Annotated in this window: 25 protein-coding genes and 1 riboswitch; of the genes, 16 read left to right on the forward strand and 9 right to left on the reverse strand. The window is 63.7% G+C overall.

The window, feature by feature from the left end; all coding sequences use genetic code 11:
- Nucleotides 1-7: 7 nt before the first annotated feature.
- Nucleotides 8-838 (forward strand): DUF72 domain-containing protein, encoded by an 831-nt coding sequence (locus ACODSO_RS01015; protein ID WP_489034361.1) that lies wholly within the window; start codon nucleotides 8-10, stop codon nucleotides 836-838.
- Nucleotides 839-853: 15 nt separating this feature from the next.
- Here ACODSO_RS01015 and ACODSO_RS01020 read toward each other — a convergent pair whose 3' ends face one another.
- Nucleotides 854-1,615, reverse strand: a complete 762-nt coding sequence (locus ACODSO_RS01020; protein ID WP_489034363.1) for a GTP pyrophosphokinase — start codon at nucleotides 1,613-1,615, stop codon at nucleotides 854-856.
- 566 nt (nucleotides 1,616-2,181) lie between these two features.
- Between ACODSO_RS01020 and ACODSO_RS01025 the strand changes: the two genes are divergently transcribed.
- From ACODSO_RS01025 to ACODSO_RS01035, 3 genes are all read left to right on the forward strand, one after another.
- Nucleotides 2,182-3,162, forward strand: a complete 981-nt coding sequence (locus ACODSO_RS01025) for a serine hydrolase (protein WP_489034364.1) — start codon at nucleotides 2,182-2,184, stop codon at nucleotides 3,160-3,162.
- The gene (locus ACODSO_RS01030; protein WP_489034365.1) at nucleotides 3,159-3,632 is read left to right on the forward strand and encodes an ArsR/SmtB family transcription factor; all 474 of its coding nucleotides are present in this window, start codon (nucleotides 3,159-3,161) and stop codon (nucleotides 3,630-3,632) included. Before ACODSO_RS01025 ends, ACODSO_RS01030 begins: the two co-directional genes overlap by 4 nt.
- Nucleotides 3,633-3,709: 77 nt before the next feature.
- The gene (locus ACODSO_RS01035) at nucleotides 3,710-4,123 is read left to right on the forward strand and encodes a DoxX family protein (protein WP_489034367.1); all 414 of its coding nucleotides are present in this window, start codon (nucleotides 3,710-3,712) and stop codon (nucleotides 4,121-4,123) included.
- Between the two features lie 105 nt (nucleotides 4,124-4,228).
- Here ACODSO_RS01035 and ACODSO_RS01040 read toward each other — a convergent pair whose 3' ends face one another.
- Nucleotides 4,229-6,202, reverse strand: a complete 1,974-nt coding sequence (locus ACODSO_RS01040) for a helicase-related protein (protein ID WP_489034368.1) — start codon at nucleotides 6,200-6,202, stop codon at nucleotides 4,229-4,231.
- 112 nt (nucleotides 6,203-6,314) lie between these two features.
- Between ACODSO_RS01040 and ACODSO_RS01045 the strand changes: the two genes are divergently transcribed.
- The 3 genes from ACODSO_RS01045 to ACODSO_RS01055 are packed head-to-tail and all read left to right on the forward strand — an operon-like array spanning nucleotide 6,315 to nucleotide 9,497.
- Nucleotides 6,315-7,004: a type 1 glutamine amidotransferase gene (locus ACODSO_RS01045; RefSeq protein WP_489034369.1), complete on the forward strand. Its 690-nt coding sequence runs from the start codon at nucleotides 6,315-6,317 to the stop codon at nucleotides 7,002-7,004.
- A 49-nt stretch (nucleotides 7,005-7,053) separates the two neighbouring features.
- The gene (locus ACODSO_RS01050; protein WP_489034371.1) at nucleotides 7,054-8,214 is read left to right on the forward strand and encodes an alpha-hydroxy-acid oxidizing protein; all 1,161 of its coding nucleotides are present in this window, start codon (nucleotides 7,054-7,056) and stop codon (nucleotides 8,212-8,214) included.
- On the forward strand, nucleotides 8,211-9,497 hold the full coding sequence (locus ACODSO_RS01055) for an alpha-amylase family glycosyl hydrolase (RefSeq protein ID WP_489034372.1): 1,287 nt from the start codon (nucleotides 8,211-8,213) through the stop codon (nucleotides 9,495-9,497). The genes ACODSO_RS01050 and ACODSO_RS01055 overlap by 4 nt, the downstream gene beginning before the upstream one ends.
- Before the next feature lie 29 nt (nucleotides 9,498-9,526).
- Here the strand turns inward: ACODSO_RS01055 and ACODSO_RS01060 are convergent, their stop codons facing one another.
- Nucleotides 9,527-9,829 (reverse strand): hypothetical protein, encoded by a 303-nt coding sequence (locus tag ACODSO_RS01060; RefSeq protein ID WP_489034373.1) that lies wholly within the window; start codon nucleotides 9,827-9,829, stop codon nucleotides 9,527-9,529.
- Nucleotides 9,830-9,896: 67 nt separating this feature from the next.
- A riboswitch (TPP riboswitch) is annotated at nucleotides 9,897-9,992 on the forward strand.
- Between the two features lie 52 nt (nucleotides 9,993-10,044).
- Here ACODSO_RS01060 and ACODSO_RS01065 point away from each other — a divergent pair.
- Both ACODSO_RS01065 and ACODSO_RS01070 read left to right on the forward strand, forming a co-directional pair.
- A complete protein-coding gene (locus ACODSO_RS01065; RefSeq protein WP_489034374.1) occupies nucleotides 10,045-10,800 on the forward strand; it encodes a 3-oxoacyl-ACP reductase in 756 nt (251 codons plus the stop codon).
- Between the two features lie 3 nt (nucleotides 10,801-10,803).
- Nucleotides 10,804-12,090, forward strand: a complete 1,287-nt coding sequence (locus ACODSO_RS01070; protein WP_489034376.1) for an LLM class flavin-dependent oxidoreductase — start codon at nucleotides 10,804-10,806, stop codon at nucleotides 12,088-12,090.
- On the opposite strand, the gene ACODSO_RS01075 is transcribed toward ACODSO_RS01070, so the two are convergent.
- Nucleotides 12,068-12,961: an alpha/beta fold hydrolase gene (locus ACODSO_RS01075; protein ID WP_489034377.1), complete on the reverse strand. Its 894-nt coding sequence runs from the start codon at nucleotides 12,959-12,961 to the stop codon at nucleotides 12,068-12,070. The two genes, ACODSO_RS01070 and ACODSO_RS01075, sit on opposite strands and share 23 nt — an antisense overlap.
- 68 nt (nucleotides 12,962-13,029) lie before the next feature.
- Here ACODSO_RS01075 and ACODSO_RS01080 point away from each other — a divergent pair, with 68 nt between their 5' ends.
- Nucleotides 13,030-13,500: a hypothetical protein gene (locus tag ACODSO_RS01080; RefSeq protein WP_489034378.1), complete on the forward strand. Its 471-nt coding sequence runs from the start codon at nucleotides 13,030-13,032 to the stop codon at nucleotides 13,498-13,500.
- Nucleotides 13,501-13,619: 119 nt separating this feature from the next.
- Here the strand turns inward: ACODSO_RS01080 and ACODSO_RS01085 are convergent, their stop codons facing one another.
- Entirely contained in the window at nucleotides 13,620-14,096 is a 477-nt protein-coding gene (locus tag ACODSO_RS01085) for an alpha-isopropylmalate synthase regulatory domain-containing protein (RefSeq protein WP_489034379.1), read from the reverse strand.
- A 293-nt stretch (nucleotides 14,097-14,389) separates the two neighbouring features.
- Here ACODSO_RS01085 and ACODSO_RS01090 point away from each other — a divergent pair, with 293 nt between their 5' ends.
- Complete coding sequence (locus ACODSO_RS01090) at nucleotides 14,390-15,580, forward strand: ATP-binding protein (RefSeq protein ID WP_489034381.1); 1,191 nt, start codon at nucleotides 14,390-14,392, stop codon at nucleotides 15,578-15,580.
- An 82-nt stretch (nucleotides 15,581-15,662) separates the two neighbouring features.
- On the opposite strand, the gene ACODSO_RS01095 is transcribed toward ACODSO_RS01090, so the two are convergent.
- Nucleotides 15,663-16,775, reverse strand: coding sequence for an alkane 1-monooxygenase (locus ACODSO_RS01095; RefSeq protein ID WP_489034382.1), 1,113 nt, complete (start codon nucleotides 16,773-16,775; stop codon nucleotides 15,663-15,665).
- A 149-nt stretch (nucleotides 16,776-16,924) separates the two neighbouring features.
- On the opposite strand from ACODSO_RS01095, the gene ACODSO_RS01100 reads away from it, so the two are divergent.
- Together ACODSO_RS01100 and ACODSO_RS01105 are read left to right on the forward strand one after the other, a co-directional pair.
- Complete coding sequence (locus ACODSO_RS01100) at nucleotides 16,925-17,761, forward strand: alpha/beta hydrolase (protein ID WP_489034384.1); 837 nt, start codon at nucleotides 16,925-16,927, stop codon at nucleotides 17,759-17,761.
- Between the two features lie 45 nt (nucleotides 17,762-17,806).
- Entirely contained in the window at nucleotides 17,807-18,664 is an 858-nt protein-coding gene (locus tag ACODSO_RS01105; protein WP_489034385.1) for a patatin-like phospholipase family protein, read from the forward strand.
- Here ACODSO_RS01105 and ACODSO_RS01110 read toward each other — a convergent pair.
- Entirely contained in the window at nucleotides 18,651-19,577 is a 927-nt protein-coding gene (locus ACODSO_RS01110) for an amidohydrolase family protein (RefSeq protein ID WP_489034386.1), read from the reverse strand. The two genes, ACODSO_RS01105 and ACODSO_RS01110, sit on opposite strands and share 14 nt — an antisense overlap.
- 171 nt (nucleotides 19,578-19,748) lie before the next feature.
- Between ACODSO_RS01110 and ACODSO_RS01115 the strand changes: the two genes are divergently transcribed.
- Entirely contained in the window at nucleotides 19,749-20,738 is a 990-nt protein-coding gene (locus tag ACODSO_RS01115; protein ID WP_489034387.1) for an NADPH:quinone oxidoreductase family protein, read from the forward strand.
- Nucleotides 20,739-20,834: 96 nt separating this feature from the next.
- Here ACODSO_RS01115 and ACODSO_RS01120 read toward each other — a convergent pair whose 3' ends face one another.
- Nucleotides 20,835-22,172 (reverse strand): ABC1 kinase family protein, encoded by a 1,338-nt coding sequence (locus ACODSO_RS01120; RefSeq protein ID WP_489034389.1) that lies wholly within the window; start codon nucleotides 22,170-22,172, stop codon nucleotides 20,835-20,837.
- Nucleotides 22,169-22,747, reverse strand: coding sequence for a TetR/AcrR family transcriptional regulator (locus ACODSO_RS01125; protein ID WP_489034390.1), 579 nt, complete (start codon nucleotides 22,745-22,747; stop codon nucleotides 22,169-22,171). Before ACODSO_RS01125 ends, ACODSO_RS01120 begins: the two co-directional genes overlap by 4 nt.
- A gap of 150 nt (nucleotides 22,748-22,897) precedes the next feature.
- Here ACODSO_RS01125 and ACODSO_RS01130 point away from each other — a divergent pair, with 150 nt between their 5' ends.
- Complete coding sequence (locus ACODSO_RS01130) at nucleotides 22,898-23,476, forward strand: DUF998 domain-containing protein (protein ID WP_489034391.1); 579 nt, start codon at nucleotides 22,898-22,900, stop codon at nucleotides 23,474-23,476.
- A 10-nt stretch (nucleotides 23,477-23,486) separates the two neighbouring features.
- Nucleotides 23,487-23,831 (forward strand): helix-turn-helix domain-containing protein, encoded by a 345-nt coding sequence (locus ACODSO_RS01135; protein WP_489034392.1) that lies wholly within the window; start codon nucleotides 23,487-23,489, stop codon nucleotides 23,829-23,831.
- Nucleotide 23,832 lies beyond the last annotated feature (1 nt).

Consider the following 23,832-nt stretch of genomic DNA (forward strand, 5'->3'; position numbering starts at 1 on the left):
TGTCGCAATGGCATCGCGGAAACGTCTGTCGGACGTCAGAATCGGTATCTCCGGCTGGACGTACGCGCCGTGGCGTGGCGACTTCTATCCCACGGGACTCGCGCATCGACGCGAGTTGGCGTACGCATCGGAGCGATTGTCGTCGATCGAAATCAACGGGACCTTCTACGCGATGCAGAAGCCGTCGAGCTTCGCGAAGTGGCATGACGAGACCCCCGACGACTTCGTGTTCTCGATCAAGGGCGGTCGATACGTCACACATGTCAAGCGACTGGTCGGTGTGGAATCAGCGCTGGCCAACTTTTTTGCGACGGGTGTGCTCGGGCTGGGGAAGAAGCTCGGCCCCATTCTGTGGCAGCTTCCACCGAACCTGCAGTTCGACGCAGACAAGCTGGCCGCGTTCTGCGCTCTCCTCCCTCGAACCACGTCCGAGGCTGTCGCGCTGGCCGGGCGACGGGACGACAAGCTGCCGGAGGATCGGGTGAGCCTCGTCGTCGCAGGCGAGCGACGGATACGGCATGCGCTCGAGGTTCGCCACCCCAGCTTCGACACCCCCGAGGCAATCGAGGTGCTGCGGGCGCACGACATCGCGTTCGTCGTTGCGGATTCGGCAGGCCGGTACCCATTCGTGGACACGCCGACTTCCGACTTCATGTATGTACGGCTCCACGGTGCCGAGGCGTTGTATGCGAGCGGATACGACGACACGTCACTGGACGCGTGGGCCGCCCGTGTCGCCGCGTGGACGTCGTCGAAGCTCGACGTGTTCGTGTACTTCGACAACGACGTCAAAGGCTACGCGCCGCACGACGCGATGAGATTGATCAGCCGAATATGACCGTATTCGATGCTGTCACAGCGGCTTTCCACCGTCGAGCATTGCGATCAGCAGCTCGCGCGGGAGCAGCAGGGGTGGCATCGAATCGAGATGAATAGCGTCGCTCGGCTCGCCACCTTTGATCTCGGCGACCTCGTCGTGCAGCCGCTCCATCGTCACATCGAGTCGATTCGCGCTGTCCGCTGCCTCGGTGAGCTCGGCGAGAAGTGGGGCAGGAATGGTGCCGTCGTACTTGTAGAAGATCTTGTGCTCGAGGCTGGCCCAGAAGTCCATCGCGATCGTGCGGATCTGCAGCTCCACCGGGACCGGTTGTATGCGGTCGCTCATGAACACCGGTATCTCCACGATGAGGTGAAGGCTCTTGTAGCCGTTGGGTTTCGGCGTGGCGATGTAGTCCTTCACTTCCAGCACACGAACGTCGGTCTGATTGCCGATCATATCCGCGATGCGATAGGTGTCGGAGATGAAGCTGCACGTGATGCGAATGCCTGCGACGTCGAGAACGTTGGCGCGGATGTCGTCGAGTGTGAGGGGGCAGTCCTTACGCCGTGCCTTGATGATGATGCTCTCCGGAGTCTTCAGCCTCGACCCGACGTGTTCGATGGGGCTGTACCGGTGGATGTGCGTGAACTCTTCCTTCAAGATGTTGATCTTGGTCATGAGCTCGTCGATCCCGAACTTGTAGCTCATCATGAAGCGGGTGAAGTCGCTGCGAAGCTGATCGAAGTCGGGTAGATCGACGGCCTTGCCCCCGCTGTCCGTGTCGTTGCTGTCCATGGGTCGATTCTGTACTACCCCTGGTTCGACCCGTCATCTGTGCTGGTCAGCGCCGCGTGAATCGAAGCTGGCGTCGGCGCACTGCGGTCCGAGTCGAGGGCTGAACGTCACATCACCGCACGTTCGGCAGGCATGGGTGCGGTGATGTCCTCGGCCGCAGGAGCACGCCCTCGACCCGACCAGCACGGTTCGCGGGCCGAGGGCGTGACCGTGAGCGCACCACTGCGGTGCGCTCTCGACCCATCGATCGCCCAATCGATGGAGTGTGTGGCCGGCGTCGCCGGCACCGACAGGGGTGTTCATCTGGTGACCGCCGATCGGAGTTGGACCGTCCGCGAGTGGGGGATCCCGGACGGCCCGATCAGGTTAGCATGTATTCGAACGTATGTTCCCATTGCTTCGGTGAACGATCCCGAATACGGTATTCCGTAATTACGGAAAAACAGAGAGAGGTACCGATGCGTTGCACCGTCGTTGCTTCCGCCGGATGTGTCGCCGTACTGTTCGCGGCCGGATGCTCCGCTGCCGGGTCGAACATGCAAGAACCAGACAGCTGCGCCCCGGTGATGTCGACTGACTTGAACACCCAGGAGGGCTGGCTGGGGTTGATCGAGCAGTCCCCGGAGACGGTCTCGCTCGTCATGGACGATGGCCGTGGCCACGTCGTCGAGCATCGGCAGGACGAACAGCAGGCATTGGCTTCCGCGGTCAAGGTCGTTCACCTGGCCGCATATGCGCGTGCGGTCGCCGCTGGACAATTGGACGCCGACGAGCAAGTGCCACTGCTGGATTGGGAGCGCTGGTACGTCCCAGGGACCGACGGAGGTGCGCACCCGGCGGCGCTGGACAGGTTGGGCATTGCCAACGACGGTGTCGGTGCCACGGACCTCGGCGCAACAGCCCGACTGGACGACATGGTCACCGCGATGATTCAGGAGAGCGACAACGCGGTGCCCGACTACCTCCGCTACCGACTCGGTGACGATGCACTCGTAGAGGCCGCTGCGGCAGGCGGCTGGGAAGGATTCGAGGCGTCGACGCTCGTCACAACTGTTCTGACGGTGTTCGATCCCGCTCTGGGCGAGGGTGATCAGTGGGCTACTGCCCAACGATGGGCATTCGACGAGCAATTCCGTGCCGTCACCGGCGCAGACGTCGTGCTACCCGCCTACGAAGACCAGGCCGCGGCGGTAGAGCTTGTGGGCGCGAAAGGTTCTGCTGCGCAGCTGGATTCGTTGTATCGATCTCTTGCCGACGGCAGTTTCGGTGAGGGAGCCGACATCGCTCTTCGGCAGCTCGAGTACCAGCCGGCACCGGACGGCGCGCAAGGATTGGGCTTCAAGGGCGGCAATCTGCCCGGTGTCCTGACTCAGGCATTCGAGCTACGGCGCGACGACGGCACCGTCGCCACTGCGGTGTGGTTGACCGACGGCCTGCCCGCCGACCGATACGACGCGGCCAACGCAGGCTTTGGAAACCAACAGATGTTGATCATCGACGCCTTGCAGTCCCCGGAGGTCCTGGACCGGATAGCCTGCGTCGTGTGAACGAGCAGTTCGAGGCGAGGTTGGCCGAGCTGGAGGCACGCGTCGCCGAGCTCGAGCATCGAGGGAGCGGCGACGCGGCAGGCACAAGCATGCCCACCGGCGGTGCCGTCGCCTATCAGGGCGATGTGCACCTGCACGGCGACGTCACGTGGAACATCGGCTACTCCCCCGATGCCGTGCTCGAACTCTCGGTGGCGCGAACCTCCGAGGTGCTTGCCGCGTTAGGCCATCCGGTGCGGCTGCAGATCGTTCGGAGGCTGTTGCGGGGTCCGGCCAACGCGGCAGACCTCCAGGAGGTGGTCGGGCTGGGATCCACCGGCCAGGTCTATCACCACCTCAAAGCCCTCGGATCGGCGAACGTGGTCGAACAACACGGCAGAGGCGATTACCGAATCAACGCGAAGAAGGTTGTGCCGCTGCTGGTGTCCATGCTCGCGGCAGCGGATATTTCGGGCGAACTCGGGACATAGCGCAGTCTCACCGATGAGTTTCGGGTTCGGGCGGTGTCGATACAGGCACGAATCCCACACCGACATCGGAGACGACAATGAGCACAGCCACAACCACAACCCCGGCGACCGCCTCGCGCACCGCAGCCCGCATCGGCTGGGCGCTGACGGCCCTCCTCGCGATCTTTCTGATCTTCGACGGAGTCACCAAGTTGATCAACGTGCAGCAAGTGCGAGATGCGACAGTCGATCTCGGACTCCGAGAGGAGATGACGCCGGTCATCGGCGTCGTACTGCTCGTGTGCGTTGCGCTGTATCTCGTGCCGCGGACAGCGTTCCTCGGCGCGGTCTTGTTGACCGGCTACCTCGGCGGCGCGGTCCTGACCAACTGGCGTGTCGACAAGCCGCTGTTCAGTACTGTGCTGTTCGCCGTGTACATGGGCGTCGCCGTCTGGGCTGCGTTGTACCTGCGCGATCCTCGGGTTCGACAGGTCATGCCGATCGTGCGCTGATACCGCCGGTGCGCGCGTGGTTGCGGTCGGAATGTGACTACGGTCGGAATGTGACTACGGTGGGAATGTGACTACGGTCGGAATGTGACTACGGTCGGAACGGGACTAGGCGCGCTCGGCCCGCGCCGCCAAGAACGCCTCGGGGTCGATCAGATCCGACTGCCCGACGATGGAGCCGAGATCGGCGATCCGCTCGATGCCGGTCAGCACCATTTCCTCCTCGACGGTTCCCTCGGCGTAGCCGTAGTAGCAGGTCGACGTCGTGTGCTGATGGTCCTTGTCGATGCGATTTGCGCGGCCTTCGATCTGGCGGATGTCGATCGGGGTCCATCGAGGGTCGTGGATGAGCGTCACGCGCGGTGCCGACGTCGAGACGGACGGGGTCGAAGTCTGCGGGGAAACCTGATGATGCGCGTCCGGCAGCAGCAATTCGTTGGTGTGGAGGTTGATCGCGCTCGTCGTGGTGGACACGATGACGCGGGATGCGCCGGTCTGAAACCGTCGAATCTGCACTTCCTGCTCCGGACTGCTCATACTGCCGTCGACGACTGCGACGTCGAGGCCCTCCTCGCGCAGGGTCTCGGCAAGGGCCGCCACGGACTCGCGGTAGAACATCGACACGAACACCTGATTACCGTCCCGCACCCACGATCGAACTTGGTCGGCCGTCGCGGGAATCCGCAGGTAAGAGCACTTCTGGCGAAACCTCAACGTTGCAGCACGGGTGCTCGGATTCTTCTGCAGCACCCGCTTCCCACCAGACAACTTCCACAGCGGGAGGCCCAGTTCCTTGCGGTAGTCGACCCACGCCGAGTTGTACAGCCGCTTCTGAGCTGCGGTGAGCTCCTGCCCGAGAGGCTCACGAGGGGTCGGTGGCGAGGGACGGGAGATGGACCATGGCACGGCGCCTCCGGACAACCACCGATGGATGGTCCCGATGTCGCGTTCGCGTCGGGCAGCGTCCTCGGGTTCCCAGCGCCAGGTCTTCAGACCGGTCGTCGCTTTGCCTTCCTTCAATGCGAAGCCCTCGTCCTGTAGGAATGCCGCCCACTTGGTCGTCACCGCGTAGCCGAGAGCGTCCTCGTCGCCGATGATCTGCCCGTCCCCGCGACTGAGTTCGATGGCTCGGGCCATGTAGGCGAAGTGCATCGGCTGGTATCCAGGAGTTGCAGACATCCATACGACGGCGCGTGCGGCCTCCTGGTAGCGCCACAGAATCTGCGACTGCTGGGACTCGATGTTCATCAAGGCGTGTGACTCGTCCGCGATGACGATGTCGATGTCGAACCGCAGCTCGCCGAGTGTGATGGTTCGCTTGTTCTGAGTCTTCTTGCGTTTGCCGAGATCGGTGTCCTCGGGAACGGTGAGGAGCTTCTTCGTGGACTGGTAGGTGACCAGCAGCCAGCGCTTGCGGTCCGCCGGATCCACGTCGGCTTCGGTGTCGGCGATCGTGCGCCGCCAGCCGGGGAGAGCGCCTTTGGGGGCGACGACGAGGACCGTACCGATGCTCGGATCCTTCATCTGACGCACGGCCTCGCACACGGCCAACGTCTTGCCGAGTCCCGTCGAGTCCATCTGGGCGAAGTAGGGGAAGCCGTTCGCCATGGCGTCGAGCTGCCTCCGAACCGATTCCAGTTGGGTTTCGCGAGGCGTCATCGAGCGCTCGTGGACTACCTCGTCACGCCACTCTTCGTTCGCGTCGTCCTCGACCCACCGCTGCAGGCTGTACGGCATCGACTCGAACGAGGCCAACCCGTCGGGAAGCTCGGTTCCGTAGTACGCGAACACTCGTGGGCCCGGATGCCAACGCGCGCCGGACGCCGACGCGAGTGCTCTGTCCTCGAACGGGACGTCCAGCACCCACACGCGCTCGCCCGGGTCGGGCATTCTCAGGTCAGGTGACGCGGTCTTGCGAACCGCCTTCTTGCGCGTGACCGGCCGCCTCTTGGAGGCAGTTGTCTTGGAGGCAGTTGAACTGGACGCCGCACCCGTCGACTGCTTGAACTTGCGCGCCGCAGCGCTCTTGCCCGCGGCGACCGTGCGGGCAGTGGTGGTGGGCTTTCGTCGACGTGGTGGCACGACAGACACCGTAAAGCACTTCACCGACAGATCCTCGGACTGCACCGGCGTGGGGTCCGGCGTAGCCTTCGGCGGCGATATGGATGTCGGTGCGAGTAGAGGTGAACGAGCTGTGGGTAGTAGTCGTGCGGTCGTGCTCGTCCACGACCGAGACCGGGCGCTCGGTTACCGCAACATCGGAACCCTCGGGCCGGAGCTGCGCAGCCGGGGCTACGAGCTGGACGTGCATTCCTTCGACTACGGACTCGGTGAGGTACCCCCTGCCCTCGACGATGCGGCGATGCTCGTGGTCATGGGATCTCCCGATGCCGCGTACGCCGAGACTCCGTGGATTGCAGCCGAGAGTGCATATCTGCAGACGGCGATCGAGATGGACGTGCCGATTCTGGGCGTGTGTTTCGGCGGACAACTGCTGGCACGGGTACTCGGCGGAACAGTGACGGAGTCGCAGTTTCCGGAGCACGGTCTGTTCGAGATCGCGACGTCCCGGCCCGAATTGATCGGTCCCGGCCCCTGGATGGAGTACCACGGCGACACATTCGTAGCTCCCGAGAGCGCGACGCTGATCGCCCGCAACAGCGCTGGTCAGCAGGCGTTCGTGCAGGGACGGCATCTCGGTGTGCAGTTCCATCCGGAGATCGACGTCGACGTCTTCGAGTCGTGGGCCGTTGCCTGGGTGCGCGACGGTGTCGAGCAGGACCAGAACATGGTCGATGTCATTCGCAAGGATCTGGCTGCGAACGAGGTCGAGCTGCGCGTCCGGTGCAGCGCGCTGCTCGACGCCTGGATTTCCGGCCACTGACCCCCTCTTCCACGACACCGACGGTGGGGCTCCCGCTACGGTGGAGGGCATGAACTTCAGCGACCATCAGATCGGCATCTATGCGCAGGGCATGTTCACCGATCAGAGGCCGCAGATCACAACGAACCTCTCTGAGCTCGAAGCGGAGGCCGCGGAGTCGTTGACTGCCGAGGCGCTGGGGTACATCGTCGCCAGCGCCGGCAGCGGTTCGACGGCGCGTGCCAACCGGGATGCGTTCGACGCTTGGCGGATTGCGCCGCGCATGATGAGAAGTTCCGCCGAACGTGACCATTCGTGCACGATCCTCGGCACCGAATCGGCTGCGCCGTTGCTGATCGCGCCCGTCGGAATCCAGACGCTGGCGCACCCGGACGGCGAACTCGCCACCGTCAGGGCCGCGGCCGCGCTCGGCGTCCCGTACGTGCATTCGACGCAGGCCTCGCACTCGTTCGAGCAGATCGCCGAAGCCGGTGGCGATGCGCCCCGGTGGTATCAGTTGTATTGGCCTACAGACGAATCCGTGCTTTTGAGCTTTCTGGGCCGCGCGAAGGACTCGGGGTTCACCACGCTCGTCCTCACGCTGGACACGACGTTGCTCGGATGGCGTCCGGCGGATCTCGACCGCGGCTACCTCCCGTTCCTGGCCAATCTGGGAATCGAGAACTACCTGACCGATCCCGCATTCCAAGCCGGCCTCGAGCAGTCAGTCGAAGCCAATCCCGTTGCCGCTGCGATGCACTGGGCTCAGATGTTCCCGAATCCCGGGCTGAGTTGGTCACAGCTGGCCTTCCTTCGCGAGCATTGGGATGGGCCGATCGTACTGAAGGGCATCTGCACCGTCGGAGATGCACGTCTGGCCCTCGATCACGGTGTCGACGGTATCGTCGTATCGAACCATGGTGGTCGTCAGATCGACGGTGCCCGAGCATCGTTGGATGCCCTACCCGAGATCGTGGACGCCGTCGGCGAACACCTGACGGTTCTGTTCGACTCCGGTGTGAGGACCGGTGCCGACATGGCGAAGGCCCTCGCGCTCGGCGCCGATGCGGTGCTGCTCGGTAGGCCGTTCCTCTACGGACTCGCCCTCGGCGGTCAGGAAGGCGTCGAGCACGTCCTGCGCTGCATTCTGGCCGAATTCGATCTTGTCACCAGCCTTTCCGGACACACCGGTGCCGCCGAGCTCGACCGCGATTCGGTGGTTCACGTATGAGTCCTTCATGGGTCGAACACGCGATCTGGTGGCACGTCTACCCGCTCGGTTTTGCTGGCGCACCGGTCCGTGATTGGGACGGCGAGTCCATGGCCGACGAGCACCGTCTTCTCAAGGTCGTCGAATGGCTCGACTACGCAATCGAACTCGGAGCATCTGGAATCGCGCTCGGCCCGATCTTCGCCTCGGAGGGGCACGGGTACGAGACCATCGACCATCTCCGCATCGATTCCAGGCTCGGTACCGAGGCCGACTTCGATGCTCTGATCGATGCGGCACACGGTCGTGGTCTGAAGGTGATGCTCGACGGTGTCTTCAACCATGTGGGACAGGGATTTCCGAAATTTCAGCAGGAGCTACGCGAGGGCGCCGGGTCGTGGTTCCAGATCGACAGGTCGTCGGGCCGGCCGAAGCATCGCACCTTCGAAGGCCACGATGAGCTCGTCACGCTCGATCATGACAGCGCCGAAGTGCAGGACTACGTCGCCGACGTGATGGATCACTGGCTGAGCCGCGGCGCCGACGGTTGGAGGTTGGACGCGGCATACGCTGTGCCGCCGAAGTTCTGGAGTGCGGTGATCCCCCGCGTCCGGGAGAAGCATCCGAACGCATACTTCCTCGGCGAGGTCATACACGGCGACTACGCCGCGATAGTGACGTCGAGTTCACTGGATTCGGTGACACAGTACGAACTGTGGAAGGCGACGTGGAGCGGCATCGTCGAGGAGAACTTCTTCGAGCTTTCCCATGCTCTGGGCCGCCACAACGACTGGATGGACACGTTCGTACCGGCGACGTTCATCGGCAACCACGACGTGAACCGGATTGCCAGCACGATCACCGACGAACGGCACCTCGCGCACGCCCAGGTCGTGCTGTTCACGACCGGTGGAACGCCGATGATCTATTACGGCGACGAGCAGGGTTTCCGTGGTGTCAAGGAGGAGCGCGTCGGTGGCGACGACGATGTTCGTCCCGAATTCCCCATGGTGAAAGAACAACTCGATCCGGGTGGGTGGCCGATCTTCCACTTGCATCAGGAGTTGATCGGTCTACGCAGACGCAATCCCTGGTTGCACCACGCACGCACCGAGACTCTCGAGCTGACCAACACAGCAATGCTCTACCGGGCGTTCGATGCCGAGAACGCGCTGTATGTCGCTCTCAACCTCGGGAACGAGGCGGTCGACTATCGCGTGTCCGGTGAGATCGTGGCAGGGGAAGCAGCCGAACACGCGGGGTGGAACTCGGTGCCGGCCCACGGGTGGGCTGTCTTCGGTTAGGGAACCGGTGCCCGGCAACCGGATCGCAGTCAGCCTCTGGCGTGTTTCGCGCGGTCGAAGAATGCCAGCACATGCGGGACCTTGTCCTCCGGGACGTCGAACACCGCTTGCCCGCCGAGGTACGACATCGAGTCGTCGGGCAAGCGTGCGCCGATCTTGACGCGTAGGCCGCCGCCACGGGGCTTCGCGTCGACTCCGATGTGCGCGACGTGCCAGCGTGGTCGACCCGAGACGGTCTTCTGTGAGGCATCGAAGATTTCGACGACGCGGTTGTCGAGGACGAGCACGACGTTCTCGTCCAACCAGTATTCGACGTACTCTCGTTCGGGCATCGTAGGAGCCTATATTCATCTCTACTGCCAGCGCTAGATACAGGTACAGAGCCCGAGATGTACACTCGTCGGCGACACGGGGTGCCGCACCGAAGCGGCTGAGATCACACCCGTCGAACCTGATCTGGTCAACACCAGCGTAGGGATGTCTGCATCCGCACGGGTGCATTGTCTTCTCCGCCGCCGCATGTCGACCAGCGAGCGAGAGGGAGCGCATGAATTTCGACAAGCAGACCGTTGTGGTCACCGGCGCAGGACGAGGACTCGGGACCTCGATCGCGCGAGCATTTGCACACCAGGGGGCACGCGTCGTCGTGAACTATCGCGCCAGCGCGTTGTCGGCCGAGCAGCTCGCTGCGGAGATCGGTGGGTTGGCCGTACAGGCCGACATCACTGTCGCCCACGAGGTCGACGCGCTCTTCACGGCCGCCGAGCAGCACTTCGGAACCACGGTTACTACCGTCGTCAACAACGCCCTCGCCGACTTCTCGTTCGACGGCGACGCCCGAAGCAAGGCCGACACCATTTCGTGGGAGCAGTTCGATGCGCAATTCCAGGGAACTGTTCGAGGAGCGTTGACGACGACCCAGCGTGCGGTGCCCGGAATGCGAGCCGCGGGTTTCGGCCGCATCATCAACGTCGGAACCAATCTCTTTCAGAACCCGGTGGTTCCGTACCACGACTACACGGCGGCGAAAGCGGCCCTGCTGTCCCTGACTCGCACGCTCGCAGCCGATCTCGGCATGGACGGCATCACCGTCAACATGGTATCCGGTGGATTGCTCCGTACCACCGACGCCAGCGCGGCGACGCCGGAGGAGGTGTTCGACATGATTGCTGCGTCGACTCCCCTGCAGCGAGTGGTGACGCCCGCGGAATTCGCCGATGCACTGCTGTTCTTCGCATCACCGTGGTCGAGGTCGGTGACCGGACAGAATCTCGTGGTGGACGGCGGACTGGTCAAGGACTGAACGATGCTGCATCTCAACGCATTTCTGTTCGGTTGCGGCCACCACAGCGCTGCGTGGCGCCATCCGAGCTCTCGCGTCGAGGATCTCGGCGACATCGGCTACTACGAGGAGCTCGCGCAGACTGCTGAGCGAGGGAAGCTCGACGCGGTATTCTTCGCCGACGGTCATTCGGTGCGTGATCCGGCGGGAGCGGGAACCTGGTTCTTCGAACCCATCACCGCGCTGACGGCGATGGCGAAGGTGACGTCACACATAGGATTGGTGACGACGGTGTCCACCACCTTCTATACACCGTTCCATGCTGCCCGGCTGCTCGCCTCACTCGATCACATCAGCGGCGGGCGTGCGGGGTGGAACGTCGTCACCTCGATGTTCGACGCCGAAGCCCGCAATCACGGATTCACCGAGATACCCTCGCGTGCAGAGCGGTACGCGCGCGCCGAGGAGTTCGTCGAGGTCGCTCTTGCGCTGTGGGACAGCTGGGACGGCGACGCCCTGAAGCTCGATCGCGATGGTCAGTATGCGGACCCTGGCGGGGTGCATTCGATCGATCACGTGGGCAAGTACTTTCGAGTCGACGGTCCATTGACGGTCCCTCGCTCGCCGCAGGGACGACCGGTGCTGTTCCAGGCCGGTGCGTCGGGAGAAGGGCGGGATCTCGCGGCGCGATACGCCGAGGCGATCTACGCGGTGGCCTACGATATCGATTCGGGGGCCGGCTATTACGCCGATGTGAAGACTCGAATCGACAAGGCCGGCCGCGACGCCGATTCGGTCGGCATCATGCCCGGCCTCGTCACGTACATCGGTTCGACCATGGCCGAAGCGCACGCGAAGAAGGCCGATCTCGATGCGTTACTCCCCGTGGAGCAGTCACTGCGTCAGCTGGGCATGTACATCGAACAGGATTGCCGGGAGTGGGAACTGGACGCGCCGGTTCCCACGCTCCCACCTGTCGAGGAGTTCACGGGTCCGCATGGACGCTACGAGACCATTCTGCGGATCGTCGCCAAGGACAAGCCAACCGTGCGTGAGCTTCTCGGCACGCTTGCTGCTGGTGGCGGGCACGCGACGATGATCGGCACTCCTGAATCGATCGCGGACGAGATGGAGGCCTGGGTCAGCGGCGGTGCCGCCGACGGCTTCAATCTGATGCCTCCACTGTATCCCGCGGGTTTGGAGGACTTTGTGGACCAGGTTGTCCCGATCCTGCAGTCGCGAGGGCTGTTTCGGCGCGACTATGCGCCCGGGACGTTGCGGGACCGCCTCACCGAGAGAGGGACTCGATGAACTCGTCCGTCAGTGCAGCGATCTCGGCCGCATGCGAGATGGGTGACCAGTGCCCTGCTGGGATGTCGTTGCGGGTCAGATTCTTCACCCACCGGTGCGTGTCTTCGTAGTGGTAGGGGCGCACCGCCACGTCCTCGGTGTTGATGATCAACTGCACCGGGACATCGACGTAGCGTTCCCTGGGGTTCAACATTCGTGGAATCAGGTTGGCGCGATAGAGATTCGTCCCGTTGCTTGCGTCGGAGAACAGCGTCGGGTTCTGTGTCACGAGGGCAGGGTCGACGTTCGAGAACTCCTGCAGGAATGCGGGCCACCCCTTGGCGAACTGGCGCTTGATCCGCAGCGTCGACAGGCCGGGAATGTGGAACGTCACCGTGTACCAGGATGCGCGCAGCTGCGCGAACACCTGCTTCAGTCCGGTCCACGACGGTGTGGTGAGCCGTGCACGCGACCACATGGCGAGGTGATCGAGATTCGGCCCCGAAATGGATGTGTACGAAGCGATTCGATCGATTGCGCGCGGCTCGGCTGCGGCCTCCCATACCTCGACGGCACCCCAGTCGTGCGCAAGGACGTGCACCGGCCGGCCAGGACTGACGGCGTCGAGAACCGCGTAGAAGTCGGAGGCCAGGCTGCTCAGGCGATACGCCGCGCGCTCCTGCGGCACCGTGCTCTCCCCCGCACCGCGGGAGTCGTAGGTGATGACGCGAAACTTGTCGGCAAGCAACGGCACGATGTGGCTCCACAGTTCGTGGGTATCGGGCCAGCCGTGCACCAGCACGATCGTGTCACCGTCGGGGTTGCCCGTCTCGAACACCGCCAGCCGCATGCCCTCGTTGACGACGGTCGTTCGCTCGTAGACTGTTTCCATGAACCCACATTAGTAGGAATCACAGTTACATGTAACCACCTGTCGGAACCGCCTGCGAGAATCGATGGGTGATTCCAACGCCCGAGTGGCCACCGACAGTGCGTGCGATCGCCCGCGCAACCGAAGACGCGATCGGCTCTGCTCGGGTCAAGGCGAAGGTCGCGTTCGCCGACGCCGTCGAGAAGCTGTCGTCCGAGGATCACGCGCAGGTTGGAGCCATTCACGCCGAAATGGTCAGGTCTCTCCTGGAGGAACTGCATCCCGATGGACTGACAGGTGAGGACGTACAGGATGCGCTGTCCAGTGCTGTCCGGTCAGCCGTCGAGTGGTATCCCGATCTCGACGTACAAGGGTTCGTCGAGGTGCTGACGGGTGCGCTCGGGGTGGCTGATACCGAGGGGAATCGCCCGAGTCCGCGCGCAGAGCATGCGGTGCTGATCATCGCGGATCTGCTGGTCAGGCGTAATGCCGCCGCCGATGTATACACTCGGCGCGCGGTTGTCGAGATTCAGCGCGCGCAGACGATGGAGATGCCGTAGGGGCTTCTACGTCAATCTAGCTCGTGACAAAGAGAGCCGTAGATCGAGCTAGCAAGCGTCTATGTGACCCTCTATCCACATCTAGCAGATGAGGTAGATATGGATAGAGGGACCGATTGTCAGCCGTGCAGCATGTTTGCAGCGCCGATGATCGCGCGGATCGAGGATTCGGTGGCTCCGGATTCGATTGCCATCGACCAGCGCTGACGGCCGTCGAACTCGGCGAGGACGAAGGTGGCGGTGCGATCTCTGTGCTCGGGGGAGGGAAGGGTTTGCTGGTGGAACGAGATGATCTCGAGATGGATGCCGGCGTCGTAGAGCATCGAGGTCAGCGCGTCGATCGGGCCGTATGCGGTTGTGCTCGCGGAGTGGATCGAGTCGCCGATTCCGAAGCTGGCGGCGAAGGAGGTCCGTCCACCCCGCGCGGTGCTGGAATCCCAGCTCCCGAGGCGGATGGGTCCTGATGCTGCGGCGAACTGCTGCGTGAAGTTGGTCCAGCTCATACCCTCGGCGTGCTTCCGCAGGTCGCGTGGGAGTGGGGCGCCGAATCGAGCGGCAAAGGAATCGTTCGAGATGGGAGACGTGAGAGCGTTCATGATGATGGTCTTTCCGGATGTGAAGGAAGGACCGAGGCAGCACGACGACCCGCAGCGAGGGGTCGGTCCGAATTAGACCCCGCTACGGCGGCGTACTACGAGAATGCGCTTCACGGACGCCAATGTAGCCGCAGGCGCCGCCGACATGCAAGCATTGGACTGTCTATCAATATCTAGTCATTGCCGTAGAGTGCCCAAGATTGTGCAACAGAGCTGATAGTCGTCCATAAGGCTCTCTAGGACACGAGCTAGATGTCCGCATAATTCGCTATCACTGTTGTTACTTTGGCCCCATGGACCCCGTGCGTAACCCCTACGCTCCCGGCGCAGGTCAGCGCCCACCCGAGCTCGCAGGTCGTAAGAAGCAGCTGGACGCATTCGATGTCGTCCTCGAACGCATCACCCGAGGTCGACCTGAACGCAGTGTCGTTCTGACGGGGCTGCGAGGCGTCGGGAAGACGGTTCTGCTCAACCACCTGCGATCCGCCGCCGTCGCGCGCGGGTGGGGAACCGGAAAGATCGAGGCGAGACCCGATCAGGAATTGCGACGCCCGCTGTCGTCGGCGCTGCATATGGCGGTTCGAGGTATCGCGGCGTCGCACCGGGACCCGGAGCGTGTCGACGAGTTCCTCGGTGTGCTCAAGGCATTCGCGCTGCGCGCGTCAGCGGACAAGGGCATGAGGGAACGCTGGCAACCCGGGATCGACGTTCCGGCGAAGACCGGTCGTGCCGACTCCGGTGACATCGAGATCGACTTGGTGGAACTTCTTCTCGACGCTTCGTCCCTGGCCGGCGATGTCGGCGTGGGCATTGCGATCTTCATCGACGAGATGCAGGATCTGGGACCGGCGGACATCTCCGCTCTGTGCGCTGCGTGTCATGAGCTGAGCCAGGACACCGCTCCGCTGATCATCGTCGGCGCGGGTCTTCCGCACCTGCCCGCTGTGTTGTCCGCGTCGAAGAGCTACTCGGAGCGGCTGTTCAGCTATCACCGGATCGGCAGACTGGAACGGGCAGCTGCGGACCTTGCGCTGATCGCGCCCGCCGATCGGGAAGATGTCGAATACACGACCGAGGCGCTCGACGCTCTGTACGCATCTGCCGACGGATACCCGTATTTCGTGCAGGCGTACGGCAAGGCGACGTGGGATCTGGCGGCGGAGTCGCCGATCACAGCCGAGGACGTTCGAGTCGCGGCGCCCACGGCCGAGGAGGAACTGGCCGTCGGGTTCTTCGGGTCCCGCTACGAGCGTGCGACGCCTGCCGAGCGCGAATACATGCGTGCCATGGCAGATCTGTCGGGCGACGAGGCGTCCGTGCCGACGTCCGCGGTGGCAACGGAGCTGGGGCGCAAGCCGGCCTCACTGTCACCTGCGCGCGACGGCTTGATCAAGAAGGGTCTCATCTACTCCGCAGAGCGGGGAACGATTGCCTTCACGGTGCCCCACTTCGGGCGGTATCTGCGGGCGCAGACGGACGATTAGGCGTTCCGCGCCAGTGCCCGAGCCGCTATGCCACTGCGGCGGAGCCGCTATGCCACTGCGGCGGAGCCGCTGAAGGCCGAAGCTACTGATTGACCCGCGACATGTCGCCGTCGTAGTAGTCGATCAGCCGCTTGTCCATCACCTTTCGCCAGAGAGGCGGGACGAGTGCGCAGAAGATCATCACCGCATACCCCGCCGGCAACTGGGGGGATTCCTCCAGGGTGCGCAGCGATTGGTACCGCCGAACCGGGTTCGCATGGTGATCGCTGTGCCGTTGCAGGTGGTACAGAAATAGATTGCTCCACAGGTGGTCGCTGTTCCAACTGTGCGTGTGGTCGGTCCGTTCGTATCGCCCGTTCGACCTCTTCTGGCGAAGCAAGCCGTAGTGCTCGAGATAGTTCGCGGCCTCGAAGAGGATAACGGCGATGACGGCTTGCATCACGAGGTAGGGCGCGACAATCCACCCGAAAGCCGCAATGAGGACACCGAACACGGCGAACGAGATTGCCGCAGCGTTGAACAGGTGATTGTGCGCGGACCACTTGGCTGCCCCGATGCGTTGCAGTCGCCGCTGCTCCAGTTCCCACGCCGATCGGATTCCACCGATGATGCTGCGCGGGAGAAATTTCCAGTAGCTCTCGCCGTACCGCGCGGATGCCGGGTCTTCGGGGGTCGCCACTCGCACGTGGTGACCATGATTGTGTTCTACGTAGAAGTGGCCGTAGAACGACTGGGCCAGCGTGATTTTGGACAACCAACGCTCCACATTCTCACGCTTGTGCCCGAGTTCGTGGGCTGCGTTGATGCCGACGCCCCCGACGATACCGACCGTCACTGCCAGCCCGAGTCGCTCGGGGACGCCGAGGGGACCGTACGCCCAGAGGTAGCACGCGGTCGCAAGGCCGGCGTACTGCAGCGGAATCAGTAGGTACAGACACCAGCGGTAGTACCGGTCGTTCTCGAGTGCCTCGGCAGCCTCGAGTGGCGGATTGGTCCGATCCACTCCGGTGACGGCGTCGACGAGCGGGATTGCGATGCCCATTATGAACAGGCCGAGCAACCAGAATGCGCCGGGGCCGAGCCACGAGACCAATCCCCACGCCATGAACGGACTCAGCGGAATGACGAGGCCGAGCGGCCAGAGGTAGCGCTTCGGGTCCCGCCACGCTGGGAGGACTGACGGCTGTTCGCTCATAAGGGGGTGAGTACCCCCTCTCCGCAGAACAATCATCAACAATTTACCCTTACTAACGATAACAGCTATTTCTGTGTGACTCTTCTACTCTGGGCTTCGGCCCAAGGTCATGAGCGGATGGCCACTTGTCCATGTGAGGAGTAACACCAGTGCGCAGAACCGAGTCGGAGTTCACCGGGCGGCGTGGTACCCGCATCGTGTACGACGTATGGACGCCTGACGTGCCGGTCACCGGGCTCCTCGTCCTGTCTCACGGTCTCGGCGAACATGCCCGACGCTACGACCACGTCATTGCCGAGTTGGGCAAGCTCGGGCTTGTGGTCTACGCCCCGGACCACCGGGGGCACGGTCGATCGGGTGGCAAGAGGCTGGAGCTGAAGAGTTGGTCCGACTACATCGTCGACCTGCACGAACTGTTCCGCATCGCGCGCGCGGCGCATCCGGACACCAAGAATTTCTTGCTCGGGCACAGTATGGGTGGCGCGATCGCCTTGTCGTACGCGCTCGAGTACCAGTCCGAGTTGGACGGGTTGATGCTGTCCGGTCCTGCGGTGGTCCTCGGCGACGGTACGCCGAAGATTCTCATCCCCATCGGCAAGATTCTGGGTCGCATCGCGCCAGGTGTTCCAGTTCAGTCGCTCGCGTCGGCCGATGTATCCCGTGATCCGGCGGTCGTGGCAGCGTACGACTCCGATCCGCTGGTTCACCACGGCAAGGTTCCTGCCGGACTGGCCAGCCAGCTCGTCGGCGCGATGGAAAGCTATCCGGCGCTACTCCCGTCGCTCACGCTCCCTGTCCTGCTTCAGCACGGTAGCGAAGACCGGCTCGCTGACGTGTCGGGTAGTCGGATGATTGCCGAAAAGGCAGGTTCGACGGATCTCACGATCCAGGTCTACGACGGCCTGTTCCACGAGGTCTTCAACGAGCCGGAACAGGAGAAGGTTCTCGGTGACCTGATCGCCTGGCTGTCGCCGCGTCTGCGGTGAACTAGTAGGTTCTCACCCGGGGCAAGCCGAAGAGGGGGTTGGACGATGGCGCGAACAGCACTTGTTCTGGGTGGCGGCGGGGTCGCAGGGATCGCGTGGCAGACCGGTGTACTGCACGGTCTGGCCGAGTCCGGCATCGACGTGACTGCACCTTCTTGGTCCGACATGTTGCTGGGGACGTCGGCAGGTTCGACCGTGGCCGCGCAGGTGACCAGCGGCGCCCCGTTGAGCGAGCTGTATTCACGGCAGGTGAATCCGGAGTTGCAGATCGACGAGCCGCGCCCTGACGTGTCGATCGACGAGCTGAACGAACTGCTCGACCGGGCGACGGAGAGCTCGGCCGGTGACCGGCAGAAGTTCGCGCGCGAAGTCGGGAAGGTGGCGCTTGCAGCTGCGACGCCTCCCGAGGCCGAACGACGAGCAGCCATCAAGGCCAGGTTGCCGGCTCACGAATGGCCCGACCGCGACTTGCGTGTCGTCGCCGTCGACGCCGAATCCGGGCGTCACCGAGTTCTGAATCGAGACTCGGGAGTGCGTCTTGTCGACGCTGTTGCCGCGAGCTGCGCCGTTCCGGGTATGTGGCCACCGGTGACCGTCGGGGTTCACCGCTACGTCGACGGCGGTGTCCGATCGAGCGAGAATGCCGATCTTGCAGTCGGTTTCGCGAGGGTACTCATCCTCCAGGTCGGCGTCTTCGAGCCCGGATTCGATCCGCTCGAGGCCGAGCGGGCGCATCTGTCCGCACGAGGCTCAGCCGTCGAGGTCATCCGTCCGGACGCCGAAGCGCTGGCCGCGATCGGACCGGATCTCACCGACTTGGCCGTCAGGGCCGCCGCCGCGGAGGCCGGCTACCGGCAGGGGCAACGCACAGCCGACATGATCAAGCAATTCACGGTCGCTTGATCGGCCCGAACAGCGCAGCACCGTTGCGGTAGCAGATATCTCGAGTCCAGTCGTCGCCGAGGTCGAGCCGCGCGACGGCGTGCAGTGCGTCGAAGTACGTGTACGGAATGTTGGGAAAGTCGCTGCCGAACAGTATGCGGTCCTGCAGGTCTCGAAGGCGTGGCCTCGCGGAGACGGGGAACGGCCAGGACGCTTCCGAAAAGTCGGTGAAGGCCATCGTGGTGTCGAGCCGCACGTGCTCGTATCGTTCGGCCAACTCGAGGAACTCGACATACTCGGGCATGCCCATGTGCGCGATGATCAGCGGAAGTCGGGGGAACCTGTGCAGCAACGCGGCAATTGGTTCCGGGCCGGTATACGTTCCGGGTGACGGGCCGGATCCGCAGTGGATGACCACCGGTATCGCGGCGTCCTGGAGCGCACTCCAGACCGGATCGAGCAGGGGGTCATTCGGGGAATAGTCGCCGACCTGTATGTGTGACTTGAAGATTCGCGCTCCGGCCGTGATGGCGTCGGCGACGTAGCCGCCGGCCGAGCTTTCTGGATAGAACGTCGCGGTCTGCACGCAGTCGGGTGTCCGTCGCCCGAAGTCGGCTCCCCAAGAATTGAGCCACGCAGCCATGTCAGGCTTGTGCGGATAGATCATCGACGTGAAGCCGCGTACGCCGAACTCGCGCAACGTGGCCAGTCGTACGTCCTCGTCTTCGCGGTACGTGATCGGCCATGCCATGCCAGTCGGCAGGAGCGGAGCCTGCGCAGTGACCGGGTGGGTGTGCTTGCCGACCGAGTCGAAGTAGGACCAGACTTTGTCCATGACGTTTTTGGGCATGAAGTGGGTGTGCACGTCGAAGATCCCGGGAAGGCCGAGGTCCTCCCAGAACCCCCGGACCTGATCCGCCTCACTCGGCGACATAGGTCTCGACTTGCTCGCGCGTCGCAGCCGGTGCCTCGACGGTCAGTGGCGTGTTCATGCTTCGATTGGAGCACAGCCGGACCGAGCAGGTGGTGGCGGTGTCGGCGCAGTACCCGATGCGACCGCTTGTACCGTGGGTCACAGAATTGTCGGCCGAGGAGAGGGCAGTACATGCGCGCGGTACACATCACGAGTCTCGACGGACCGGATTCGGTACAGATCGTCGACGTCGACGAACCCGCCGCCCGTGAGAACGCGGTGGTCATCGATGTTCACGCGGCCGGCGTGGCTTTCCCCGACGCCCTGCTGACGAGGGGGCTGTACCAGTACAAGCCCGATTTGCCGTTCGTCCCGGGCAGTGAGGTTGCAGGAATCGTCCGGTCTGCGCCCGAAGGCTCGGGCTTTGCGGCGGGCGACCGTGTCGCGGCTCTGACAGGGTTGTCCGACGGTATGGCCGAGGTCGTGGTCGTCTCGCCGGACACTGTGTTCGCATTGCCCGATTCGGTGTCGCTCACTGCAGGCGCTGGATTGCTGTTCAACGACTTGACGGTCCACTTCGCTCTTCGGCAGCGCGGACGACTTGCCGAGGGCGAGACGGTTCTGGTGCACGGCGCCGCAGGTGGTATCGGAACGTCCGCGTTGCGTATCGCTCCGGTTCTGGGTGCATCGCGCGTCATCGCGGTCGTCAGCACCGCCGCGAAGGCCGAGACGGCGAAGGCCGCAGGCGCCACGGATGTTGTGCTCGTCGAGGACAAGAACGGCCGAGGGTGGAAGGACGCGGTCAAGGAACTGACTGGCGGGAAGGGCGTCGACATCGTCGTCGATCCGGTCGGAGGTGACAGATTCACCGACAGCATCAGGAGTTTGGCGCCGTCGGGACGCATTCTCGTCCTTGGCTTCACGGGTGGTGAGATTCCCACGGTGAAGGTCAACCGGCTTCTGCTCAACAACGTCGACGTCGTGGGCGTCGGATGGGGAGCGTGGTGGATGACGCGCCCCGGTTACCTCGCCACTCAGTGGGCCGAGTTGAAACCGTTGCTGGCGTCCGGAAAGCTCAGCGCCCCCGAACCGTCCGTGTCCCCACTGGACAAGGCGGGCGAGGCGATTGCTTCGCTCGAAAATCGTACTGCTGCAGGCAAAGTCGTCTTGGAACTCGCCTGAGCCGCCCATTGACTCAGGCGGCTCCGCCGCCAGCAACTCAGCGGCTCCGCCGCCAGTGGCACGGTTGAGTGCACCAGAGGACACTCAGTCGTGCCACTAGTCGGGCAGCTCCACCCCGCGGGCCTGCGACAACGCCGCCACCTCGGCGGGAAAGACGTTCCTGAACACGAACGGATCGGTCCCCAGCGCCCAGTTCGGGGCCAGCTCGATCGCATACCGTTCGAAGTAGCCCAGCTGCTTGCCGACGAGAATGAGCTCCTCGGGGCTCGACGTGCGGTACTGCTTGCCCATGCCGACGAGCGCCTTGATGAAATCGGTCAGACTGAAGTGCGCCAACGTGTCCGATAACATCGGCGCGAAGACGGCCTGCAGAATCATGCCGACCTCGGCATCGGTGCCGACGTCCTCGGACACGATGCCGAGGCGTTTGACGCTGCCTGCCAGGCGGGTGAAGTCTCCGTCGATCACCGTGGCGTGGAACAGATCCTGCAGTAGTGAGCGCCACTGTTCGTCGAGCTCACCCATCACGCCGAAATCGAGGAACGCCACTCGTCCGTCGTCGAGCACCCATACATTGCCGGCGTGCACATCGCCGTGAAAAAGGCCGTGCAGGACAAGCGCTTCCATCCAGACCTTCGCTGCTCGGCGTACCACCAGCTCGGAAGTGTCGCCCGGCGTGCACTGATCGAGCGGGGATCCGTGCATGCGTTCCATGCAGATGACCCGGTTGCCGCAGTACTCGTCGACTATCTCGGGGGCCGTCACGTACTCGTTGTCGCCGAACGCGGATATCGCGGCACGGAACGACGCTTGGCGACGTGCCTCGACGACGCTGTCCAGTTCGGCAAACGTCGCGGCGTGCAGATCGACGATGATGGCGGATGCGTTGGCGGTCGCGAAGAATCCGATGTACTTCTCGAGTGCACGCGCGAAGATGTAGGCGATGCGGAGATCGATCTTCATGCGGTGGTAGATGCCGCGTCGCTGGACTTTCATGACGGCTTCGCGGCCGTCCTGCAGAACGCACAGGTGAACTTGTGCAACCGATGCCGAGGACAGCGGAGTGTCATCGAAACGCTGGAACAACTCGTCGGTGCTGCGGCCCAGATCGGCTTCGATGATGGCTCGGGCTTGCGCCCCGGGGAACGACGGAACCTCGTCGAGACATCGAAGACAGGTGTCGGCAAGAACTTTCGGGAACAATCCGGGCGAGGAGCCCATCAACTGCCCGACCTTGACGAACGTCGGGCCGAGTACGAAGAACGCGTCGACCACACCCTCCGATGCATGAATCGGCCAGCCGCGGCGGGGACGAACCATCCACCGTCCGAGAGCGCGAAACTGGTACAGCACCAGAACGGCACCGATGACGATGAGGCGGAGAAATTCGCGAACGCCGAACGTGCGCAGCGGCGGAATGCGCTTCCCGCTCATCGGACAACCCCGGGAGTGCCTGCGCCGAGGGCCGCGGTTTCCAGCCGAGTCAACACGCGTTCGAAACTCCGGCCGTCGTCGGATGCTCGTGCGAGCACGAGTGCGCCTTGGATGCCTGCGACGATCTCTTCCGCGAGTCCGCGGGAGTCCTCACCGTGACCGAGCTGCCGCAGGACCGGCGTCAGTGCGTCGATCCAATCAGTGAAGTATTTGGCGACCCGGGTGCCGAACAGAGCTCGTTCCATACCGAGGGAGAACGCGCCGAACAGGCAGACGCGGCGACCGGACTGGAAGTACTTCAGTGTCTGCGCGAACATGTCGGAAGAGCGGGCGCGGGCGTCCGTTGCCGCCTGCAGTGGCGTGAAGACGTTGACCTGGAACCACGCCTCGACGTCGTCGAGAACCGCCTCTGCCATCTCTGTCTTTCCACGAGGGAAGAAGTGGTAGAGACTGCCTTTGCCGAGCCCGGTCCTGCTGCTGATGACCGATAGTGACGATCCGTTCCAGCCGTGATCGCCGAATACGCCCGCTAGAACCGGCACCACATCTCGCCGGTCGGTAGTTGCTCGTGACACTGTTACTCCTCGGGGTCGCCCCTCGCGCCATTGCGTGGAACGGCTTCGACTGTACCTATCGGTACAACCGGCCGACACCGACCCCATCAGGAGCACACGATCGACACCACACGTACCCGCCTGGCAGGGTGGCTCTTCGGGCTCGCCGCAATGCAATATCTGCTGGCCGAGGCAGTTACCGCGGCCATGTTCGGCGGGTACCGCCCGGCGTACGACACCGTCAGCGAACTCGGCGTACCTTCCGTCTCGGACTGGCACGTCCTGATGAACATCGCGTTCTGCGTATCCGCAGTATCGGTGTTGGTCGCGGGTTTCTGTTCGGCGCACCTCCTTGCGACGCGACGGCGGGTCTATCTCGGAGCCGTGATCGGGTACTCGGTGGGCAGCGTCCTGGTCGCTACCGTGCATTCCGGCGACGGAAGCGCGCACGTCGTGGGGGCGGTGCTGGCGATCGGAGCGGGAAACGTCATTGCTGTCGTCGCCGGAACCGGTGTGCGGGCCTGTCCACGGTGGTACTCCGGTGGAAGTCTGGCCTTGGGCGTTGTCGGATTTCTGGCGTCGGTTCTGCTGGTAGCCGGAATCGGGCCGGTGGGAGCCGTCGAACGAGCCTCGATCTATACGTTCGTGGCCTGGGAGCTGTTGACGGCGTTGGCTATCGGAAGGCGCAGCCGTTCTGCTCACAGCAGAAATGCAGCGGTTCGGCCGACGCCCTGTCGTCGCGCCTTCTAGCCTGGACGGCATGGCCGAGGACCGAGCAGAAGCGACAGTCATTACCCTACGTCCCACCCCGCCCCGTGAGCCTCTCGTCCGCGACGGGATGGGGCGGGTGCTGCGTCGGATCCGTCAGGAGCAGGGCAGGACGCTCGACGATGTCTCATCGCAGGCCCGGGTGTCGATGCCGTATCTGTCCGAGATCGAACGCGGCCGCAAGGAAGCGTCGTCCGAGGTTCTCTCGGCACTGTGCGGAGCACTCGAGATCGCGCCGTCGAAGCTGTTGATGCTGACAGGGCGTGAACTCGCCGGTGCGGATTCTCGCCGGCGAGTTTCACGTGGGCCGTCCCCGGTAGTCATGCTGGCTGCCTGAC

It is taken from the genome of Rhodococcus sp. FG69 (assembly GCF_057808915.1).

Bases quoted from the DNA above. Each gene is read 5' to 3' on its own strand.
- ACODSO_RS01055 (WP_489034372.1), top strand. From the start codon at position 8,211: ATGAGTCCTTCATGGGTCGAACACGCGATCTGGTGGCACGTCTACCCG.
- ACODSO_RS01090 (WP_489034381.1), top strand. From the start codon at position 14,390: ATGGACCCCGTGCGTAACCCCTACGCTCCCGGCGCAGGTCAGCGCCCA.
- ACODSO_RS01095 (WP_489034382.1), bottom strand. From the start codon at position 16,775: ATGAGCGAACAGCCGTCAGTCCTCCCAGCGTGGCGGGACCCGAAGCGC.
- ACODSO_RS01060 (WP_489034373.1), bottom strand. From the start codon at position 9,829: ATGCCCGAACGAGAGTACGTCGAATACTGGTTGGACGAGAACGTCGTG.
- ACODSO_RS01065 (WP_489034374.1), top strand. From the start codon at position 10,045: ATGAATTTCGACAAGCAGACCGTTGTGGTCACCGGCGCAGGACGAGGA.
- ACODSO_RS01105 (WP_489034385.1), top strand. From the start codon at position 17,807: ATGGCGCGAACAGCACTTGTTCTGGGTGGCGGCGGGGTCGCAGGGATC.
- ACODSO_RS01130 (WP_489034391.1), top strand. From the start codon at position 22,898: ATGCAATATCTGCTGGCCGAGGCAGTTACCGCGGCCATGTTCGGCGGG.
- ACODSO_RS01135 (WP_489034392.1), top strand. From the start codon at position 23,487: ATGGCCGAGGACCGAGCAGAAGCGACAGTCATTACCCTACGTCCCACC.
- ACODSO_RS01020 (WP_489034363.1), bottom strand. From the start codon at position 1,615: ATGGACAGCAACGACACGGACAGCGGGGGCAAGGCCGTCGATCTACCC.
- ACODSO_RS01025 (WP_489034364.1), top strand. From the start codon at position 2,182: ATGTCGACTGACTTGAACACCCAGGAGGGCTGGCTGGGGTTGATCGAG.
- ACODSO_RS01110 (WP_489034386.1), bottom strand. From the start codon at position 19,577: ATGTCGCCGAGTGAGGCGGATCAGGTCCGGGGGTTCTGGGAGGACCTC.
- ACODSO_RS01035 (WP_489034367.1), top strand. From the start codon at position 3,710: ATGAGCACAGCCACAACCACAACCCCGGCGACCGCCTCGCGCACCGCA.
- ACODSO_RS01015 (WP_489034361.1), top strand. From the start codon at position 8: ATGGCATCGCGGAAACGTCTGTCGGACGTCAGAATCGGTATCTCCGGC.
- ACODSO_RS01120 (WP_489034389.1), bottom strand. From the start codon at position 22,172: ATGAGCGGGAAGCGCATTCCGCCGCTGCGCACGTTCGGCGTTCGCGAA.
- ACODSO_RS01075 (WP_489034377.1), bottom strand. From the start codon at position 12,961: ATGGAAACAGTCTACGAGCGAACGACCGTCGTCAACGAGGGCATGCGG.
- ACODSO_RS01070 (WP_489034376.1), top strand. From the start codon at position 10,804: ATGCTGCATCTCAACGCATTTCTGTTCGGTTGCGGCCACCACAGCGCT.
- ACODSO_RS01085 (WP_489034379.1), bottom strand. From the start codon at position 14,096: ATGAACGCTCTCACGTCTCCCATCTCGAACGATTCCTTTGCCGCTCGA.
- ACODSO_RS01050 (WP_489034371.1), top strand. From the start codon at position 7,054: ATGAACTTCAGCGACCATCAGATCGGCATCTATGCGCAGGGCATGTTC.
- ACODSO_RS01115 (WP_489034387.1), top strand. From the start codon at position 19,749: ATGCGCGCGGTACACATCACGAGTCTCGACGGACCGGATTCGGTACAG.